The 19,222-nt window shown below is 34.6% G+C and carries 17 protein-coding genes; 14 read left to right on the top strand and 3 right to left on the bottom strand.

Annotated features, from left to right (window positions below; genetic code table 11):
* The first annotated feature begins 2 nt into the window (after positions 1–2).
* The 10 genes from murJ to TY15_RS08770 all read left to right on the top strand — a co-directional run bounded on the left by murJ (position 3) and on the right by TY15_RS08770 (position 11,934).
* Complete coding sequence (murJ, locus tag TY15_RS08815) at positions 3–1,544, top strand: murein biosynthesis integral membrane protein MurJ (protein ID WP_040203794.1); 1,542 nt, start codon at positions 3–5, stop codon at positions 1,542–1,544.
* Positions 1,545–1,546: 2 nt separating this feature from the next.
* A complete protein-coding gene (locus TY15_RS08810) occupies positions 1,547–2,731 on the top strand; it encodes a glycosyltransferase family 4 protein (protein ID WP_052353733.1) in 1,185 nt (394 codons plus the stop codon).
* A 110-nt stretch (positions 2,732–2,841) separates the two neighbouring features.
* Positions 2,842–3,909, top strand: a complete 1,068-nt coding sequence (locus TY15_RS08805) for a polysaccharide pyruvyl transferase family protein (RefSeq protein ID WP_040203793.1) — start codon at positions 2,842–2,844, stop codon at positions 3,907–3,909.
* A 32-nt stretch (positions 3,910–3,941) separates the two neighbouring features.
* On the top strand, positions 3,942–4,874 hold the full coding sequence (locus TY15_RS08800; RefSeq protein WP_040203791.1) for a beta-1,6-N-acetylglucosaminyltransferase: 933 nt from the start codon (positions 3,942–3,944) through the stop codon (positions 4,872–4,874).
* A gap of 74 nt (positions 4,875–4,948) precedes the next feature.
* Entirely contained in the window at positions 4,949–6,202 is a 1,254-nt protein-coding gene (locus tag TY15_RS08795; RefSeq protein ID WP_040203789.1) for a type III PLP-dependent enzyme domain-containing protein, read from the top strand.
* Between the two features lie 186 nt (positions 6,203–6,388).
* Positions 6,389–7,315: a beta-1,6-N-acetylglucosaminyltransferase gene (locus TY15_RS08790; RefSeq protein WP_040203788.1), complete on the top strand. Its 927-nt coding sequence runs from the start codon at positions 6,389–6,391 to the stop codon at positions 7,313–7,315.
* 32 nt (positions 7,316–7,347) lie between these two features.
* The gene (locus TY15_RS08785; protein ID WP_042374336.1) at positions 7,348–8,355 is read left to right on the top strand and encodes an ATP-grasp domain-containing protein; all 1,008 of its coding nucleotides are present in this window, start codon (positions 7,348–7,350) and stop codon (positions 8,353–8,355) included.
* An 11-nt stretch (positions 8,356–8,366) separates the two neighbouring features.
* Complete coding sequence (locus TY15_RS08780; RefSeq protein WP_040203786.1) at positions 8,367–9,467, top strand: GNAT family N-acetyltransferase; 1,101 nt, start codon at positions 8,367–8,369, stop codon at positions 9,465–9,467.
* A 33-nt stretch (positions 9,468–9,500) separates the two neighbouring features.
* Positions 9,501–10,304 (top strand): hypothetical protein, encoded by an 804-nt coding sequence (locus tag TY15_RS08775; RefSeq protein ID WP_040203784.1) that lies wholly within the window; start codon positions 9,501–9,503, stop codon positions 10,302–10,304.
* 226 nt (positions 10,305–10,530) lie between these two features.
* Complete coding sequence (locus TY15_RS08770) at positions 10,531–11,934, top strand: right-handed parallel beta-helix repeat-containing protein (protein ID WP_040203782.1); 1,404 nt, start codon at positions 10,531–10,533, stop codon at positions 11,932–11,934.
* A gap of 141 nt (positions 11,935–12,075) precedes the next feature.
* On the opposite strand, the gene TY15_RS08765 is transcribed toward TY15_RS08770, so the two are convergent.
* Positions 12,076–13,134, bottom strand: coding sequence for a lactonase family protein (locus TY15_RS08765; RefSeq protein ID WP_040203780.1), 1,059 nt, complete (start codon positions 13,132–13,134; stop codon positions 12,076–12,078).
* A gap of 187 nt (positions 13,135–13,321) precedes the next feature.
* On the opposite strand from TY15_RS08765, the gene TY15_RS08760 reads away from it, so the two are divergent.
* The 4 genes from TY15_RS08760 (at position 13,322) to TY15_RS08745 (ending at position 18,177) form a co-directional block, all read left to right on the top strand.
* The gene (locus TY15_RS08760) at positions 13,322–15,073 is read left to right on the top strand and encodes an ABC transporter ATP-binding protein (protein WP_040203778.1); all 1,752 of its coding nucleotides are present in this window, start codon (positions 13,322–13,324) and stop codon (positions 15,071–15,073) included.
* A 1-nt stretch (position 15,074) separates the two neighbouring features.
* Positions 15,075–16,853: an ABC transporter ATP-binding protein gene (locus TY15_RS08755; RefSeq protein WP_040203777.1), complete on the top strand. Its 1,779-nt coding sequence runs from the start codon at positions 15,075–15,077 to the stop codon at positions 16,851–16,853.
* Positions 16,854–17,063: 210 nt separating this feature from the next.
* Complete coding sequence (locus TY15_RS08750) at positions 17,064–17,771, top strand: DsbA family protein (RefSeq protein WP_040203776.1); 708 nt, start codon at positions 17,064–17,066, stop codon at positions 17,769–17,771.
* Positions 17,764–18,177 carry a disulfide oxidoreductase gene (locus TY15_RS08745; RefSeq protein ID WP_040203775.1) on the top strand — a complete coding sequence of 138 codons (414 nt, stop codon included), beginning with the start codon at positions 17,764–17,766 and terminating at the stop codon, positions 18,175–18,177. Before TY15_RS08750 ends, TY15_RS08745 begins: the two co-directional genes overlap by 8 nt.
* 79 nt (positions 18,178–18,256) lie before the next feature.
* Here TY15_RS08745 and TY15_RS23550 read toward each other — a convergent pair whose 3' ends face one another.
* Positions 18,257–18,349, bottom strand: a complete 93-nt coding sequence (locus TY15_RS23550; RefSeq protein ID WP_040203772.1) for a YjcZ family sporulation protein — start codon at positions 18,347–18,349, stop codon at positions 18,257–18,259.
* Between the two features lie 356 nt (positions 18,350–18,705).
* Positions 18,706–19,152, bottom strand: a complete 447-nt coding sequence (locus tag TY15_RS08735) for a Dps family protein (protein ID WP_040203771.1) — start codon at positions 19,150–19,152, stop codon at positions 18,706–18,708.
* Positions 19,153–19,222 lie beyond the last annotated feature (70 nt).

Below are 19,222 nucleotides of genomic sequence, written 5' to 3'. Positions count from 1 at the left end.
AGATGAAAAAAACCGTCTTTATATTAATGCTAATAACTATCGTTTCAAAAATTTTAGGATTTGCAAGGGATATTGTTTTATCCTATTTTTATGGGGCCACCGATATTAGTGATGTTTATTTGATTTCCATGACGATTCCAACTGTGATTTTTGCCCTCATAGGTAAAGGTATTTCAGTGGGATTTATACCTATGTATACAAGAATAGAAAATAGTGAAGGAGCAGATAAAGCACTACATTATACCAATAATGTTATTAATTTGGTTTTAGCTATTTGTACAATCATCTTTATCGCTGGCCTTATTTATACTGAGCCTATCGTAAAGTTATTTGCATCTGGATTTAAAGGAGATACGTTGGATTTAACGGTATCCTTTACTAGAGTAACAATAGTAGGAGTATATTTTTCGGGATTAAATTATGTTTACCTGGCTTATCTTCAAATTAAGGGAGTTTTTATTATTCCTACTATTATGGGGTTTCCAGCAAATTTAATTATGATTGCCTCTATCTATATTAGTTCTCATGAGAACATTTATTTTTTGGCAATAGGCACTTTAGTCGCTGTCTTTTCACAATTCTTGCTTTTATTTATTTTTAGTATGAAAAGTAAATTCAGGTATAAATTCACATTAGATTTTAAAGACCAAAATATAAGAAAAATGTCCCTTTTAGCATTGCCAGCCATTCTTGGTACTTCGGTTGTCCAAATCAATTTATTAATTGACCGTACATTGGCTTCTAATATTACAGAAGGTGGAATTGCAGCATTAAACTATGCCAATACATTAAGTGTAGTAATCATTGGTATATTTGTTTTGTCAATTAGTTCGGTTCTGTACCCAAAAATATCTAAATTAACTGCGAAAAATAAGATGGATGAAATGAAGTTGGTACTGTCTGGATCCATCAGTGCTGTGAACATATTAGTTGTGCCAGCAGCAGTAGGTTGTATGTTTTTTGCAGCTCCGATTGTTGAATTACTTTATGGAAGGGGACACTTTGATGCCCAAGCATTAGTGATGACTTCCAATGCACTATTCTATTTTTCAATCGGAATTGTCGCTTTAAGCCATAGGGAAACTTTATCCAATACATTTTATTCACTTCAAGATACCAAAACTCCAATGATTAATGCAGCATTAGCAATGGTTTTAAACATTCTCCTAAATATTATGTTATCCAAAATAATGGGTATAGGAGGGTTAGCTCTAGCTACAAGTATCTCAACTATTTTCTGTACGTTCCTTTTATTAATTAAACTTCGAAAAAAGATAGGGAGGATGGGATTAAAAAAGGTGTCCATTTCCTTTATGAAAATTGCAGTTTCTTCTCTTGTTATGGGAGGTTTAAGCCGATTCATTTATGATCATTTGACGAGTAAATTAAATATAGCTAGCTCATTACTACTATCGGTATTCATTGGAGCAGTTGTTTATTTTATTATGATTTATTTTTTGAAAATTAAGGAAGTTGATTTGATCGTTGATGAAATAAAAGTAAAGTTCAAGGCAGGAAAAGAAAATAAGGTGGTGAAGGCATAAAAATGAAAATTTTATATGTTGCAACGATATCGAACACAGTAAATGCATTTTTAATTCCCCATATTAAATTTTTAATAGAGCAGGGGAATGAAGTGGGAATCGCATGTAATCCGGTTCAGGAATTAAATAAGGAATTACTTCATTTGGAATGTAAGGTTCATCCCGTTAGTTTTCAAAGGTCCCCTTTCCATAAAGAAAATATTCAAGCGTATCGAGAAATCAAAAAGATCATGAAAAGTGAAGGATATCAATTAGTTCATGTTCATACACCTGTAGCCTCATTAATCACTAGAGCTGCTTGTAGAAATATCCAAGGTGTAAAAATTTTATATACCGCGCATGGTTTTCACTTCTTTAAAGGTGCACCAATCTTCAACTGGCTTATTTTTTATTCCCTAGAAAGGCTTGCTGCTAAATGGACTGATATTCTTATTACAATGAATGAGGAGGACTATCACTCGGCTAAGAAATTTAATCTAAGAAGGAAAGGACCGATCTATATAGTACATGGGGTAGGACTAAACCTTCATCGGTTTAAACCCCATTCCTTTGAAGAGAAAATGAGATTAAGAAAAGAGTATGAAGTAAGTTCTCAAGATTTTATTATTACTTATGTTGGGGAACTAAGCTACAGGAAGCATCAGGACTTGTTAATCAAAGCAGTCCATCAACTAAACGAAAAAATAAAAAATATAAAGCTATTCCTTGTAGGGGATGGGGATCAAGTTAATGCATATAAGAAGTTGGTTCAAGAATTGGGGCTTGAAAATCATGTTGAATTTTTAGGTTTCCGTAGAGATATTGACAACATCATGACCATCTCGGATTTAGCCATTTCGACATCTAGGCAAGAGGGACTCCCTGTTAATATTATGGAAGCTATGGCTACTGGGTTGCCTGTCGTTGTTACTGGATGCAGGGGGAATAGTGATTTAGTTACAAATGGTGTGAATGGATTTGTGGTTGGGGTAGAGGATGCAGATGCCTGTGCCAATGCGATTGAGATTCTTTATAATTCAAAAGAATTAAGGGAAGAGTTTGGTAAACAGAACCTAGAACAAATTAAGCGTTATTCACTTGAAAATGTGATAAAAGAAATAAAAGAAATATACCTTGATATGGATGATTTTACTAAAAATAGAATAAATATGGTAAATAATAATACTGGAATAGTAAAACGATTGTAAAAAAATACCGTATTGTTCGTTATAATGAAAAAAAGTATAGTAATGAGTACAATTGATTCATCATTACCACGTTATCTAAAAAGGTTACTTGAATCTTTGGAGTGGATGAAATGTTAGATGTGATCAACAAACTAAAGTTAAAAGTGATTTATAAAATTCCAATGACTTTAAAGTTAAGAATTCGATCGTTTTTCAGCAAGAATAATGTTCCTTTAGTTTTATCTAATGGCTTAAAAATTTTTGTTGCTATGGCTGCAGATTACGGGAATCTTGGTGATGTTGCCATTACAGAGGCACAAACAAGTTTCTTAAAAGATTATTTTCCCGACTATGAAATTATTCCGTTATATGTAAAAAATCTTTACTCTCTTACAAAGCTAAAAAAGGTAATTACTCCTTCAGATATTATTACGACTATTGGGGGAGGCAATATGGGAGATGTATATGAGGGGCTGGAGAATCAAAGACGATATATTATTAAATCATTTCCACATAATAAAATTATCTCATTTCCCCAATCAATCGATTTTAAAAAGGAAAAAAATCTTAATAAAAGCATTAAAATCTATTCAAAGCATCCAAACCTGCACATCTTTGCAAGAGAGTTAAAATCCTACGAACTTATGAAGAATAGCTTTAAGAAGAATCATATTCATTTAGTTCCAGATATTGTCTTTTATATTAATAGGACCGAACCACGTTTTAATAGGAAGGGAGTTATTATTTGCTTGCGAAACGATCTAGAGGGAGTGATCTCATCCATTCATAAGAATAGTCTTATTGCCGCTATTGAAGAGAAATATCAGCAAGTACACTTTTATGATACTGTCATAAATGATTTCTCAACTGATATGGCTAATCAGAAATTAGAGGATATTTGGATAGCTTTTAAACAAGCAAAAGTAGTTGTTACTGATAGATTACATGGAATGATATTTTGTGCAATCACGAAAACACCATGTATCGTTTTTTCAAATAGTAATCATAAAATCATTAGTACTTATCAATGCTGGCTATCGGATTTAGCTTTTATACGATATATAAAAGTTTTTGACATTGACTATATTTTAGAGCAAATCAATCAGCTCGTTCAAATGGAATGGAAGGAAGACCATGAAGTAAAGTATTTAGAGTATATTCAAAAATTTGATTTAATTTTGGAGTCATTAAGAAAATGAATGAAAAGGAAATTAGGTAATGGGGTGAAAATGTGAGTGAAACTGTCCGAACAGCCTATTTGTTGCAAATACATACAAATCCACAACAAGTAAATATGTTTATAAACCAGTTAATTGATGAAGGGGCAGCTGACGTATTTGTTCATATTGATAAAAGAACTTATGAACAAGTATATCCACAACTCATTAAGAATCAACATGTAAAAATTTTAAGGGAAAGTATTAAATGTGAATGGGGAGACATCAGTCAAGTGGCCGCTACTATATTACTACTGAAAGAGGTCATGCGTTCTCATAATAATTATGATTTTGTCTGCTTAAGGAGTGGGCAGGATTTACTGGTGAGAAATGGATTTAAGAAGTTTCTAGTGGAAAACCGAGGAAATGTCTTTATGAATTTTAAAGATATAGGTAAAGAAAATTTATGTGTATTGAAGGTTAACTGGCCTAAAGGAGCCAGAAAAAGATATACTTCGGCACACCCTTACAGGATTTTCAGGCGAATTATTCAAGAATTATACCATAGAGGGATTAACTTATACCCTAATACTAATTACTGGCCAAAAGAATTTAATTTTTATTGCGGTTCACAGTGGTTTACCATTCCATTTGAAGTTGCCAGCTTTGTGGTCGAGTTTTTAGAGAAAAATGATTGGTACTTTAACTTTTTTACCAATGCTTATTGTCCTGATGAATGGTTTTTTCATACCTTAATCATGAATTCACCATTTAAATCCAATGTCGTTAAAAATAACCTATTGTATTTGAAATGGGGAGAAAAGTTTAGTGAGAGAAATTCACCTCAGTATTTAACATATGAAGATATTACTTCAATCGAGCAATCACTTCAATTTTTTGCTAGAAAATTTGATAAGAATATTGATCCAAATGTAATCGATTATTTTACGAGTTATATAAAATATGGAAATGATACTAATTATAATACTCAAGACATTCATTTATGAGCTTCACAATATAACAAGAAGCTAGTTTTTCATAGTACCTAGAAAATTATTTTTTTATTTGTGGGGTGTTTGGAATGGTTCTAAGTTATCAACAAATTGCGGAACTTGAACAAAAAATGGGAACATCCTTTTTTCTGCTTGATGTGGAGAAGGTAAGGAGCAACTATAAGAAAATAGATGATGCGTTCAGGAGCAGATACAATAGGTTTATTATTGGATACTCCTATAAAACCAATTATTTGCCTTTCATGTGTAAGGAGATGGATAAATTAGGAGCATATGCTGAAGTGGTTTCGAGATTAGAATATGATTTAGCCATTAAAATTGGGGTGAAATCTAACAGAATCATTTTTAATGGGCCTCTAAAAACGGAGGATGATATTCATACAGCTTTGGAACAGGGCAGCATTTTAAACATTGATTCACTTTATGAAATAGATTTTATTCAAAATTACTGCCGAAAAAACAAGAATAAACAAGTAAAGGTTGGATTGAGAGTAAACTTTACTATCTCAGATAATGGGGTAAGCACTCTTCAAGAAGGATATGGTGTTAGTAGATTTGGAATATGTGTTGCAAACGGAAATTTTGAGTATGCATTAAATAAGCTTAAAGAATACAAAAATATTAAAGTAATTGGATTACATGGTCATTTTTCTACAAGTGAGAGGAAAGTTGAAACCTATTCAAGAATTACGAAAGGACTATGTAAATTAGCAAAAGAATATCTTACAGAGACCATTGAATATATTGATATCGGTGGAGGGATATATGGGGAAATACCATCATCGTTTAACATAAACACGCCAAGCTTCGATGATTATGCTGAATCTGTTTGTTCAATTATGAATACAGAATTTGAAGAGGGGGAAAGACAGCCATATTTAATATTGGAACCAGGAATCTCCATGGTGGCCAACACATTTTCATTTTATGCTAAGGTCATTGAAGGGAAAAAAGTTCAAGAAACACACTTTGTTTTGATTGATGGCAGTGTTCATAATATAAAGCCCACTATGCATAAACGAAATCTTCCGATGCAATTAATAAAGCAAAACTATAATAAATACCAAACGGCCAGGTATAACATCGTCGGATATACCTGTATGGAAAAAGATTACTTAGCCCATGATATAGAGGGAGAATTGCCAGAACCAAATGATTATATTGTTTTTGAAAATGTGGGAGCATACACGATTGTCTTTAATCCACCGTTTATTAAAGAAAGGCCGGGAATTATTGCGATAGATCAAAATGAATTTTACATTGTACGGAGAAGGGAAAGTTTGAGAGAGTTTTTTAACGAGCATTTATATGTATTTCAGTAATTTTCTCGGTGTTAATAGTTAATTATTAGGAAATGCATTTATTTAGGGAAAGACTGTTGATTTGTCCATTATAAAGAACTAAAATTGAAGTAGTTAGTCTATTTTACGCCAGATTAATTATTTTTTTATTTAAATTGTTCTTTTTAAAGAACGTATTTTAATTTACTTTTTAAAGGAGATAATAAAATGAATTCTCTCCGTACCGCATTTATTTTACAGATTCATAAAAACCCAAGACAAGTAAATAGGTTTATCGATCAACTTTTATCAGATGATCAAGCAGATGTATATGTTCATATTGATAAAAGGAGTTATAAAGAAATTTATCACAAAATTTTGAAACATTCTAATGTTAAAGTACTCGAGAATAGTGTTGTCTGTGAGTGGGGGAATATTAGCCAAATTACAGCAACGATTTTGTTATTGAGAGAGGTATTGGCATCCAAAAAGAATTATGATTATGTTTGCTTAAGAAGCGGGCAGGATTTATTGGTGAAAGATGGTTTTAAGGGGTTCCTTTCGGAAAATAGTGGGAAAATATTTATGGGTTTTAGAGAGATTAAGAAGAAAGATTTGGTGGGAATGGAAATTAATTGGCCAAAAGTGACGAGAAGCCGTTATAATTCAGCTCATCCATTTAGGATTTACAGAAGAATCATTCACGATTTATACCAAAAGGGATTCAATCTATTTCCCAATAAAAATCAGTGGCCAAATGAATATATGTTTTTTACTGGTTCACAATGGTTTACGATTCCGCTTGAAGCCGCCAAATATATCATAGAATTTATAGACAAAAATGAATGGTATTATAGATTCTTTGAAAATACTTTAGCCCCGGATGAATGGTTTTTTCACACATTAATTATGAATTCGCCATTTAAAGTTAAAGTTGTTAAGAACAATTATTTATTTTTAAAATGGGGGGGGAAATTTACGGATATAGGATCTCCTGTGTGCCTGACATTTAAAGATATTCAACAAATAGAGGAATCAAATGATTTTTTTGCCAGAAAATTTGATGAAGATATCGATAAAGCTGTCATTGAATATTTTTCAAATAAGGTAGGGTTTGGTGGAAATCCTGATGTAAGCATAAAAATAAATGGTTGATGCATTTTAAATAATTGATTAGAGGGATGAGAATGAATATTTTAATTTGCAGCGCTGGTAGAAGAGTAAAGTTAATAAAATATTTTAAAGTGGAATTAAGTAAAATAGGAGGCAAAGTTGTTGCTGTCGATTGTGATGCAACAGCCCCAGCATTACATTTTGCGGATTTTGCTGAAATCATTCCAGCTATTACTGATCCAGAGTATATCCAGCAGCTAAAACAATTATGTCAAAAGTACAAGATTGATGCAGTATTGAGTTTAATAGATCCTGAATTAAGTGTGCTGGCGGAACATAAAGAAGACTTTGAAAAAGAAAATATAAGATTAATTGTTTCGAATAAAGAGGTTGTAGATATTTGCTTTGACAAATATCGTACCTATCAATTTTTAAATGATCGCAGCCTACCAGGTATTCCCACGTATATAAATTTTGCTGAAATCCTATCAGATATTGAAACTGGTTTTCTAGAGTTTCCGATTATAGTAAAACCTAAAAATGGCAGCGCTAGTATTGGAATCTCAATCGTCCATTCTACTAAGGAATTGCAAGCTGTATGGCGAGATTCCGGTGAATTAATTGCCCAGCCGTTTATTGAGGGGGATGAATTTGGCATTGATTGCTATATGGATTTATTAAATGCCTGTGTGACTAATATTTTTTGTAAAAAGAAAATAAAAATGAGGGCGGGAGAAACTGACAAATCGGTTTCGGTTAATGACCCGGATTTGATTCAATTAATAGAAGAGCTGGTTAATCAACTCAATCCAATCGGACCAATTGATATTGATTGTTTTAAAACGGATAAAGGGTACTTCATTTCAGAAATAAATCCTAGATTTGGCGGTGGCTATCCTCATGCACATGAAGCTGGTCAAAATTTTGTGAGAAACATTATTAATAACTTATTAGGAAAATCAAATCAGACCCATATTGGCCATTACCCTAGTGGATCAGTCATGATAAAGTTTGATGATGTTATGCTGCTGTCTTCACTAGATAAGTCTTTTATGCTGAATTCTTTACAAGAGTCTAAATAAGGGGGGATTGCATGTACGAGGTAATTTCTTATAATCAGAAATCTCTATGGGAAGAAAGGCTAAATCAACTTTCGAAAACAGATATATTTTATCATCCTTCCTATTCAAATCTGTATCAGCGTTTTGGGGACGGTGCTCCATATTTATTTTTTTATGAAGACGAAAGTGGGAATAAAGTAGGTTATGTTTTTCTAAAGAGAAAGATTGATTTATTGCCTTTTGTTCAGGATGAACAGCTGGATATCGAATTATATGACATTATAACACCTTCCTACGGATATGGAGGTCCCTTAGGCAATATTGATGATGATCAGTATTTAAGACAATTTAGAAAGGAATTTGAGGAGTATTGTCAAAAGGAACATATTATTTGTGAGTTTAATCGTTTTCATCCTCTGCTTCAAAATTATCAATGGATGGACCGATATATGGATGTTGCCTATGATAGAGAAACGGTATTTATAGATTTAACAAAAGACGAAAGTGAAATCTTTAATCAATATCATAAAAATCATAAACGGAACGTCAATAAGGCTTTAAAAAATAAACTAGCCTTCAAAACTTTTCAAAGCGAAGAAGCTAGTAAGATTGTAAACGATTTTTATCAATTATATAAAGAAACAATGGATAAGTTACATGCATCTGCCTATTCTTATTTTTCTGAAAAGTATCTAATCAGTTTGTTAACGGATCTATCTAATAATTCCGTAATTGGCTCAGTTTACTTTGAAGGTAGGATGATTGGAGCGGCTTTATGTATGTATGATGGTCATTCATTACATTACCATCTTGGGTGTTCCCAAAAACAGTTCTTAAATTTGGGTGGAAATATTTATTTGCTTCATCAAATGGCCTTATGGGGAAAGCAAATGGGTTTAAATAAGTTCCATCTAGGTGGAGGGCATATAGGAAGGGACTCTTTATTTCAATATAAGTACCGATTCAATCCTAATGGACTTCTCCATTTTTATATTGGGAAGAAAGTTCATAACGCTCAAACCTATAACTGGTTGATAGAGAAATGGGAAAAGTATTATGGTGAATCAGCTGATCTAAATTTCTTTCCGGCCTATCGTAATAAGCCGCAAAAAACAATTTCTGTTTTAGTTTGATTTCATAAACTTGTGGGAAGGTAGAATAATTCAATGATAACGATCAATTACAAAAGGAATCTATTAAATGTAATAGAGATTTATGGAAAAAGGAAACTTGAAGAGATTAATGCAAAGAGTGCGGATATTATCATTAATACACAACTTTTGATGCATCCTCAAGACGGTCCTGTAGTTAAAAAGAATAAATATAATAACTCCTTTGAAATTCTCATTCCCAATTTTATTTTGGATTTAACTAAGGATGAACAGGATATTTACAATAATTTTAACAAAACATTTAAGAGGGAGATTAAGAGAGCTTCTGAAAAGGATGGATTGATTTATTCGGAAAATGTCAATCCAAGTGATGAACAACTTATTAACTTCTCGGCATTATTTAATTCGTTTGCAAAAGAAAAAAATATTGATAGATGTGTATTAGAAAAGCTTATTACTCTTAGAAATAATCAATCTTTATTAATAACCACTATTTCTGATGAACAAAAAAATATTCTGTGTGCCCATTGTATGCTGTTAGATCGGGAAAACAGCCAATCCTATGGGATGTATTCTGTATCTAGTCGGCTTATAAAGAGTGATGAAAAACAATTAATAGGAAGGGCAAACAAATACCTCTATTGGAAAGATATACAAACCGTAAAGCAAAAAGGTTTTAGATGGTATAATCTTGGTGGAGTTGTAAGTGGTAAAGAAGGAGAAGGAATTAATGACTTCAAGATAAAGCTTGGTGCCATTCGGGGATATGATCTTAAAATATACCATTCTACTAGTTTTATAGGAAAACTATGTAAAACGTTATTATACCTTAAATGGAAAAGAAATTTTATAATGTAATCAGCAGTAATTTGGAAACGGAATATAGTTTACAATTGAAAGCTTCATCCATTTTGATTATTTATGGATGAAGCTTTTTTTAGTAGAGTTATTCAGCGAATTTAAGTAAACGGATATAATTTAGATTAATAACTCAACTTTGCACCTAGAAAATTGTATTGAGTTTAGATGTCAGTAAAGTTTAAGTTGTTGTTTTACATAAAATAGCAGGAGGTGAGCAAATAAAATGAAGTCGTTCACCTTTACCGAGAAATTAGTGCTTCTTGGATTTTGGGGTTACATGGGTTTTATCAGTTTACAGTTGATATATACGAACATAGAAGGGATGATTACAAAAGATCCTAAATGGATTAATCAAACAAACCTTACTGTAAATGTAAAAGTTTATGGAGCAAAAGGAGATGGAAGAACAGAAGATACGGCTGCCTTTCAAAAAGCAATAGATGAAGTTAATTCAAACGGTGGTGGAGAAGTATTTGTACCTCCTGGAAACTATATCTTACAACCGATTTTTGTTAAATCAAATGTGAGTTTGGTTGGAGAAAATCGTGATACAGTTACGTTAAAACTTTCAGATGCTGCGAATGATCAGAAACAAACAAGATTAGTTAATATAAATAATGTTAAAAATGTACAATTGAAAAATATTACCTTTGATGGCAATTATAAAAAACATACAAATGGAATCGAACATATGCATACTGTGTTTGTTTGGGATAGTGATCAAGTAATCATTACCCACAATCGAATGAGAAATGCTGTTGGTGATGGAATCTCTTTAACTGGATCAACGCGAGCAAGTAATTATATAACTGTATCGCATAATATAATAAAAGATAATCACCGCTCAAATATCGTTGTGGAACAAGTGAACCATATCAAGATTTTTAATAACATTAGTACGTCTAAAGTTGGTCGTCCAACTTTACATTTTGAACCATGGGAAAAAGTTAATCTATACGACGCAAAAATTTACAATAATACATTTAAAACAAACGCAAGTGAAACCTATACTATCCAAATTGAAGGGACAAAAGGGGCAGGGAATTTTTATAATAAAATAGAGTTTTATAATAACACTGTTAAGGGCAAAAAAGGAAAATTTATGATTAAGGAAACTAAGGGTACTAAAATTCATGATAACCAATTTGATGTAAAAAATATGTATATTTGGTTTAAAAATGAAGACCTTCAAATTTTTCGTAATAAAATTAAATCAGACATTGGATTTGTTATAGATGGATATTTAGGAAATTCTAGACGAACGGTTATTTCCGATAATTCTGTTTCAACATCGGGTGATGGAATAAATATCCTAACAGGTTCACAAGATACAAAATTTAAAAGAAATACTTTTATAGGTCCAGGTGATGGAAGGGGGGCGTATCTATGGGCGAATGAAACAAATATAATGAATACAAATTTAATAGGCAATTCTTTTCTGAATTACAGCAAGGGAGTTATCACAGAAAGTTATAGTGGCAATATAGTGGATGGCCTAAATATCGAGAAAAATACTTTTAAGAATATAGCTGGTTATTCAGTGTATACCACAAGAAAATCTAGTAAAAATGTAACTGTTAGAGATAATGATTTTATAAACACTAGTGGGATACATGTCCAAAATTAATTAAGAATATTTGTGACACCACGTAAGCTTTTCTAAATCATATAATCCAGGTTGTCGAAAAAGGGAGAAAGGAACCGATCGATTGCTGATGAACTAATACAAAAGCTGATTGGAACGATTCCAATCAGCTTTAAGTAGAGACTATACATGCAAAAACTTCACACAAACCGGATATGGCACGGATATATCCGAATTTAACAGCTTCAATCTCCCTGTTGCTCCATCCCGTGAAAATAATACAAGATTACCCGATTCCTGATTGGAAGCAATAATGAACTTCTCGGTTGGATCTAACTCAAAATCCCTCGGCCAATCTCCCTCTGTTGAAACAAGCTCGACAAAACGTAGCTCGCCAGTTTCTTCATTCACCTCAAACACCGCAATACTATTATGTCCCCGATTTCCCGCATAAACAAAACGTCCATCAGACGAAATATGGATGGCACTCCCTTGATTATTTTCGGTAAAATCTGCTGGAATGGTCGAAATATACTGTTGTTCTGTAAAATGTCCGCCTTCCTTATGATAATGTAGGACGATGACCTCAGAGCTAAATTCTGTCATAATATAAGCAAATTTCCCATTTGGGTGGAAAACTAAGTGCCGTGGACCACTACCTGCCTTTACGGGTAGTAAATGGGACTGTGTAAGAGTTCCATCCTCCTGTACGGAATACGTAATAAGTGCATCAATCCCTAATTCAACAACCGCTAAATATTTCTCATCGGGAGTCAGCTCTGCATAATGACTATGAGGCTTCTCCTGGCGAGGATCTGGTCCTGACCCTTCGTGTTCAATAATTGATGCTGCTGGTAGAACAGATCCATCCTCTTGATTGATGAGCCTGGAATCTACTAATCCCTTATGATAGTTTGCGCTGAACAGATAACGATTCCTGCGATCGACACTAACATAACAAGGTGGTGCCCCTTCCACTAACTCGCTGTTAATTGCTTCTAAATCCCCATCTGCTTTGATGGAAAAAGCAGCGACTCCTCCTTCATTTCCTTCTTTACTAACCGAGTAGAGGTAACGATTGTCCTTACTAATAGTTAAATATGTAGGGTTACCTAACTCTGCAGCGACTTTAATATTTTCGATCGCAGCGGTTTGAGGATTGAAGGTAAAAGAATAGATCCCCTTACTTTCTCCTTTTGTATATGTACCTATATAACCAATATACTTACTCGTATTTGCCATGTACTTTCCCCCTCGAAAGATAAAATGAATTTCTTCCTTATCATATCCTATTTTTAACAAAAATTAAAAAGATCAGTGTTGTGAGGACAAACGGCAGTAAGTGAATGGCATAAAACATTCATAATAACAAGGAAACCGAAATAGTATGTATTTATGTCTAAAGTACTTGGGAGGGAGAAGGCAACATATGGATAGTTTACGTTGGATTTGGGGCTATATTCGAACATATCGTGCTATGATAATGATCGGTCTTTTGCTGGCATTAGTTGTTTCAGCAATGAATATGCTTAATCCTTATTTGGCAGGAATGATTGTTGATAAAGTAATGGTTGGTCATCAAGAAAATCTGTTGTGGAAACTGTTAGTCCTTATGATTAGTGTCACTGTTATCAGAACGGTGGTTCGTTACGGGTATCAAATAATATTTGAAACGTTATCGCAAAATGTCATTTTTAAAATACGTAAACATTTGTATGATCGTCTTCATCAACTGGATTTTAGTTTTTACGATCAAACGAAAACAGGGGATATCATGGCTCGGATGACAGGTGACCTCGAAGCGGTTCGCCATTTTACAGCTTGGTCTATCTATATGATTTTTGAAAACGCTATGCTGCTCATCTTCGCCATTGGATTTATGTTTTATATTGATCTTCCATTGGCATTGGCGATGTTGTTAGTTACACCGGTCATCGGTTTTTTCGCGTATCGATTAACGTTTGCTGTACGTCCGACGTTTACGGAGATTCGCAATCAATTTGCCAGGCTTAATTCTGTTGTACAGGAAAACATTAGTGGCAATCGAGTTGTAAAGGCATTTGCGAAAGAAGACTACGAAATTGAGAAGTTTCATGCTGAAAATGAAGCCTTTAAGAAGAAGAATCTGCTTTCAGCAAAAGTTTGGGAAAAATACTTACCCGTCCTGGACTCGTTAGCAGGTGTGCTAACGGTGATTATGATCTTGATTGGTGGAATAATGGTGATTCGTGGCTCTCTTACGTTTGGTGAGTTAGTTACCTTTAACTCGTTGATTTGGGCTTTAAATAATCCGATGCGTATGGCGGGCTGGCTGCTTAATGATGTGCAAAGATTTATTGCCTCCGCTGAAAAAGTAGAGGATCTCCTCCATACAAACCCGAAAATAACGAATAAAGCCAAAATGATTAACATGAACAAATTTGAGGGTGTAGTTGAATATGATCATGTCGACTTTAGTTATGGGGAAGGACCTGTATTAAAGGATATTTGCTTAAAGGTAAAACCAGGAGAGACACTCGCGCTGATTGGAGCAACTGGTGCTGGGAAGTCAACATTAGTTAATTTACTAAGTCGTTTTTATGATACGACTAGCGGTGAAGTTAAAGTAGATGGCATAAGTGTAAAGGAATGGAATCTCCAAGCATTACGAGAGGGCATAGCGATGGTCATGCAGGATATATTTCTATATTCTGATACGATTGAAGGAAATATTGCCTATGGTCATCCTCATGCAACACTGGATGCTATCCAGTCAGCAGCTAAAATGGCAGAGGCACATGAATTTATTTGTGAACTGGCAGAGGGCTACGATACCATTGTTGGTGAACGTGGAGTAGGACTTTCTGGCGGACAACGGCAGCGAATTGCATTAGCCCGTGCTATTTTAAAGGATCCTCAAATTTTGATTCTCGATGATACCACGTCAAGTGTCGACATGGAAACGGAGCAGAAGATCCAAACTACTTTAAAATCCATTCAGCAAAATAAAACCTGTTTTTTAATCGCCCATCGAATTTCCTCTGTAAGGGATGCAGACCAAATCGTAGTTATGGACCAAGGCAGAATTATCGAAAGAGGGAAGCATGAAGAACTGCTTGAGAAAAAAGGCTACTACTATACCGTATATAAGAACCAATCTGGGAACTTTGATCATATGCTCCATGGTCAGGAAGTGATATAACATGGCACGCAATAAATTTAATGTTGACGAAGAATTGGAGACGCCATTTAGTTTTTTGCATCTAAAGCGGCTGTTCAGCTATTTGAAACCATATAAAACCAAAATCATTCTTACCGTACTGATTATGCTGGTTGCTAGTGGTGCAAACCTAATCGGACCGTATTTAATTAAACAAGCGATCGATCAGGAGATCCCTAAGAAGAATATTGCTGGCTTAGTGCTGCTCTCGGGAATTTACTTAGTAGCATTGGTGCTGACTGGAATCTGTATGAAATACAGGATTAGGATGATGTCCCAAATCGGTCAGAGTGTTATTGAAAAACTGAGGGCTGATTTATTTGTCCATTTACAAAAACTATCATTCTCTTTTTATGACAGCAGGCCACATGGGAAGATCTTAGTCCGAGTCGTCAATTATGTTAATTCCTTAAGTGATTTACTTTCGAATGGGCTGATTAACTTAATTACGGACATATTTAGCTTGATTGTCATTTTAGGATTTATGTTTTCGCTTGATTTAAAATTGACACTGTTTGCCATGGCAGGATTTCCTATCCTGGCGACTGTTATTTTCTTCATTAAAAATGCCCAACGGAAGGCATGGCAGGATTTAAGTAATAAGCAGTCGAATATGAATGCTTATATTCATGAAAGTATCAATGGTATGAAGGTAACTCAAGCTTTTGTTCGTGAGGAAGAAAATAAAAGAATTTTCGAGGATGTCTCGGATGGGTACCGCCATTCTTGGATGAAGGCTGTACGCATTCAATTTCTTTTATGGCCATCGATTGAGAATATCTCCGTTGTAACTGTGTCGCTTATTTATGTAATTGGAATGGCTTCTATTGGTCAGGGAATAACGGTCGGGGCACTTGTGGCATTTGTAGGCTACCTCTGGATGTTTTGGAGCCCGCTTGCAAACATCGGAAATTTTTATAATGCCATTATAAATGCCATGGCCTATTTAGAGCGAATCTTTGAAATGATAGATGAAAAGCCAACTGTTCTCAGTCATCCTCATGCAAGTGAATTAAAAACGATTAACGGGAAAGTGGTGTTTGACAATGTGGTATTTGGTTATGAGAAGGAACGAATTCTTGATCAAATTAATCTAAAAGTAAATCCTGGTGATACGATTGCCCTTGTCGGTGCAACCGGATCAGGGAAGACGACTATTGTTAGTTTAATTAGCCGTTTTTATGATGTGAATAGCGGTCAAATAATGATTGATGATGTTGATATTTCAACGGTCACCATTCCGTCTCTAAGGAAGCAAATGGGCGTTATGCTGCAGGATCCATTTATTTTTTCTGGATCGATTATGGATAATATCCGTTATGGAAGATTGAATGCGACAGATGAAGAGGTAATCCAGGCTGCCAAAGCGGTTCAGGCCCATCCATTTATTATCGGATTGAAAGAAGGATATCAAACAGAAGTCAATGAAAGAGGAACAAGGCTATCGACCGGACAAAGACAACTAATTTCGTTTGCCAGGGCGTTATTAGCGGATCCCAAGATTCTTATTTTAGATGAGGCCACCTCCTCTATTGATACAGAGACGGAACTTGCATTACAACAAGGGTTAAAAACACTGTTGGCGGGCAGAACCTCTTTTATCATTGCCCATCGACTCTCAACCATTCAAACAGCTACAAAGATTTTATTTATTGATAAAGGAAAAATTTTGGAAGAGGGTACACATGAGGAATTAGTGAATAAAAAGGGTTTTTATTGGAAGCTGAATCTTGCCCAACACGGTTCTCAAGAGGTTTGCTAACATTTCGCTGATAGGGCAGTATTTCGTTCTATCAGCCGAAATGGATCTTATTGTTAACACTTATAAATCAAACTGGAAAGATGCCCTTTTACAATGGCATTTTTTTTATTTGAAGGTTCATTTATTTGCAATATTGCCTAGGATAAGTGATATTTATACTATCCTCGTTCGACAATAATAGGGTATTAAGAATTAAGAAGGAGTTTGATTATGGCAAAGGATATGAAAAATTCAAAAAAACAGCAACAATCGTCATCAAAGTTTGCTTTCTGGGTTATTGGCTTGGTTGCAGTTTGTATTTTGGCGCTTATTTTCTTTGAAAAAGATTCGAAGGATAAGGAAGAATCGACCGAAAATGACATCAATTATAGTCAACAACCCTTCCTTGGCGAGGAGTCTGCACCTGTCTCTATTATTGAATTTGGAGACTATAAATGTCCAAATTGCAAAAACTTTTTAGAACAAGTCGTGCCAGTCATAGAAAAAGAGCTTGTTGATACGGGAAAAGCAAAATTTTATTTTATGAATGATGCCTTTATCAATGTGGATTCGACACGTTCTGCTAAATTTGCAGAATCCGTTTATCAAGAGCTAGGCAACGAAACGTTCTGGAAATTTCATGATCAGCTGTATGCCGCCCAACCAGAAGAACCTGAAAAAGAAAAAATGGATGTTTTTACAGAGGACTTTTTAATTATTACATTAAAAGAAGTCGCGAATGATACAGATGTAGACAAGGTTGTTGAAAATTTCCGTGCCGATCAGTCAAAAAAGGCCTTTGATACGGATATGGAATATGCTGAGAAACTAGATGTGACGGGAACTCCAACCATTTTCGTTGATGGGAAGAAGTTTGAAGGCCAAACAATCGATGACTTAAAAGATATGGTAGCGGAAGCGGCGAAGAACCATGAATAAATCTTTGCTGCTCGCTTGGGTTGCTGCGATTATTGCCACACTCGGCAGCTTATATTTCAGTGAAGTGATGCATTTCATTCCCTGTACCCTTTGTTGGTACCAACGAATTTTTATGTATCCATTAGCAATCATGTTGGGAATAGCCGTTTATCGTAATGATAAGGAAATCTACCGTTACGTTTTGCCGTTGTCCATCATTGGTATGTTCATTTCTGGATATCATACCCTGTTGCAAAAAATATCGTATTTGCAGCAGTTTGAAATGTGTACAAGTGGAGTACCCTGTTCAAAGGATTACATAAACTGGCTTGGTTTTATTACGATTCCATTGTTAGCATTTATTGCTTTTACCATCATCACTGTTTGCATGATCATGATTGTAAGAAGTAACAAACACGCTAAATAGTTTATAGCAAAGAAGGGCGGTGAACCCATTGGAATGGGTTCACCGCTCTTTCTTTGTTTAGTAGAGCCTGGTTTAACGATTAGTACATGAAGGATGCTCCAACGATGATTAATAAAATAAACAATACAACGATTAAAGCAAAGCTGTTGTTGTATCCGCCACTGTTAGACATAGAAAACACCTCCTTCGTCAAATAATTACAATGTATGCTTTGGTGAGGGGTTCTGTAAGGGACAAGTGTTTATAATTGAAAAATAGATTTTTCATGGAAACCAACAGTCTTCGGGTTCAGTCATAAAACGGTCATATGGACATTAGGTGAAATGCGTTGTTGGTATGAAAAGTATGATTTATCCTACAGTTCATTGAAGGGGTCAAAATAAATGGGATGGAGAAATTAGAAGGAGCTTCCGTTAATAAAAAAACTGAATCCAGCAGTAGCGGGATTCAGCCTTTATATTTAAATTTGACGGTACTTACAGGTTTCCACTTTTAAGTCCATCTTGTCGATTGGTTGGACTCAATCAATTATAGTGACTTTCCGAGAAAGGCACTTAACATCCAAACATGCTTTTCTAAACCAGAATGGATAGCAAGAAGCATATCTTCTGTGGTATCATCATCCACTTCGCCAGCAAGGCTCATGCCTTCTTTTAATTCACCGATGATGATTGAGAAGTCATTGATGACAGACTGAACCATTTCCTCAGCTGCTTCCTTACCTGAAGCCTCTTGTACAGAGGAAATTTCAAGGCATTCTTTCATAGTGGCGACAGGGCTGCCACCGATTGAAAGCAGGCGTTCTGCTAATTCATCAACATGTAGTCCTGCTTCATTATAAAATTCTTCAAATTTAGCATGAAGGGTGAAAAATTGTCCCCCTTTAACATACCAATGATAGTTATGTAGCTTCATATACAAGACAGACCAATTCGCGATCTGCTTGTTGAGTACACTGACTAATTGACTTTCCATTATATTCTGCCTCCTTCATTTTGTCCTTCATTATATTATTACCAAAGTTTTCGTTGAAATCCTTCGTGAA

Origin of the sequence: Neobacillus jeddahensis (assembly GCF_000612625.1) — a bacterium.
GTDB lineage: Bacteria > Bacillota > Bacilli > Bacillales > Cytobacillaceae > Neobacillus > Neobacillus jeddahensis.
Note: the sequence above shows the minus strand (reverse complement) of the source record. Positions and strands in the feature narration are given on the sequence as shown.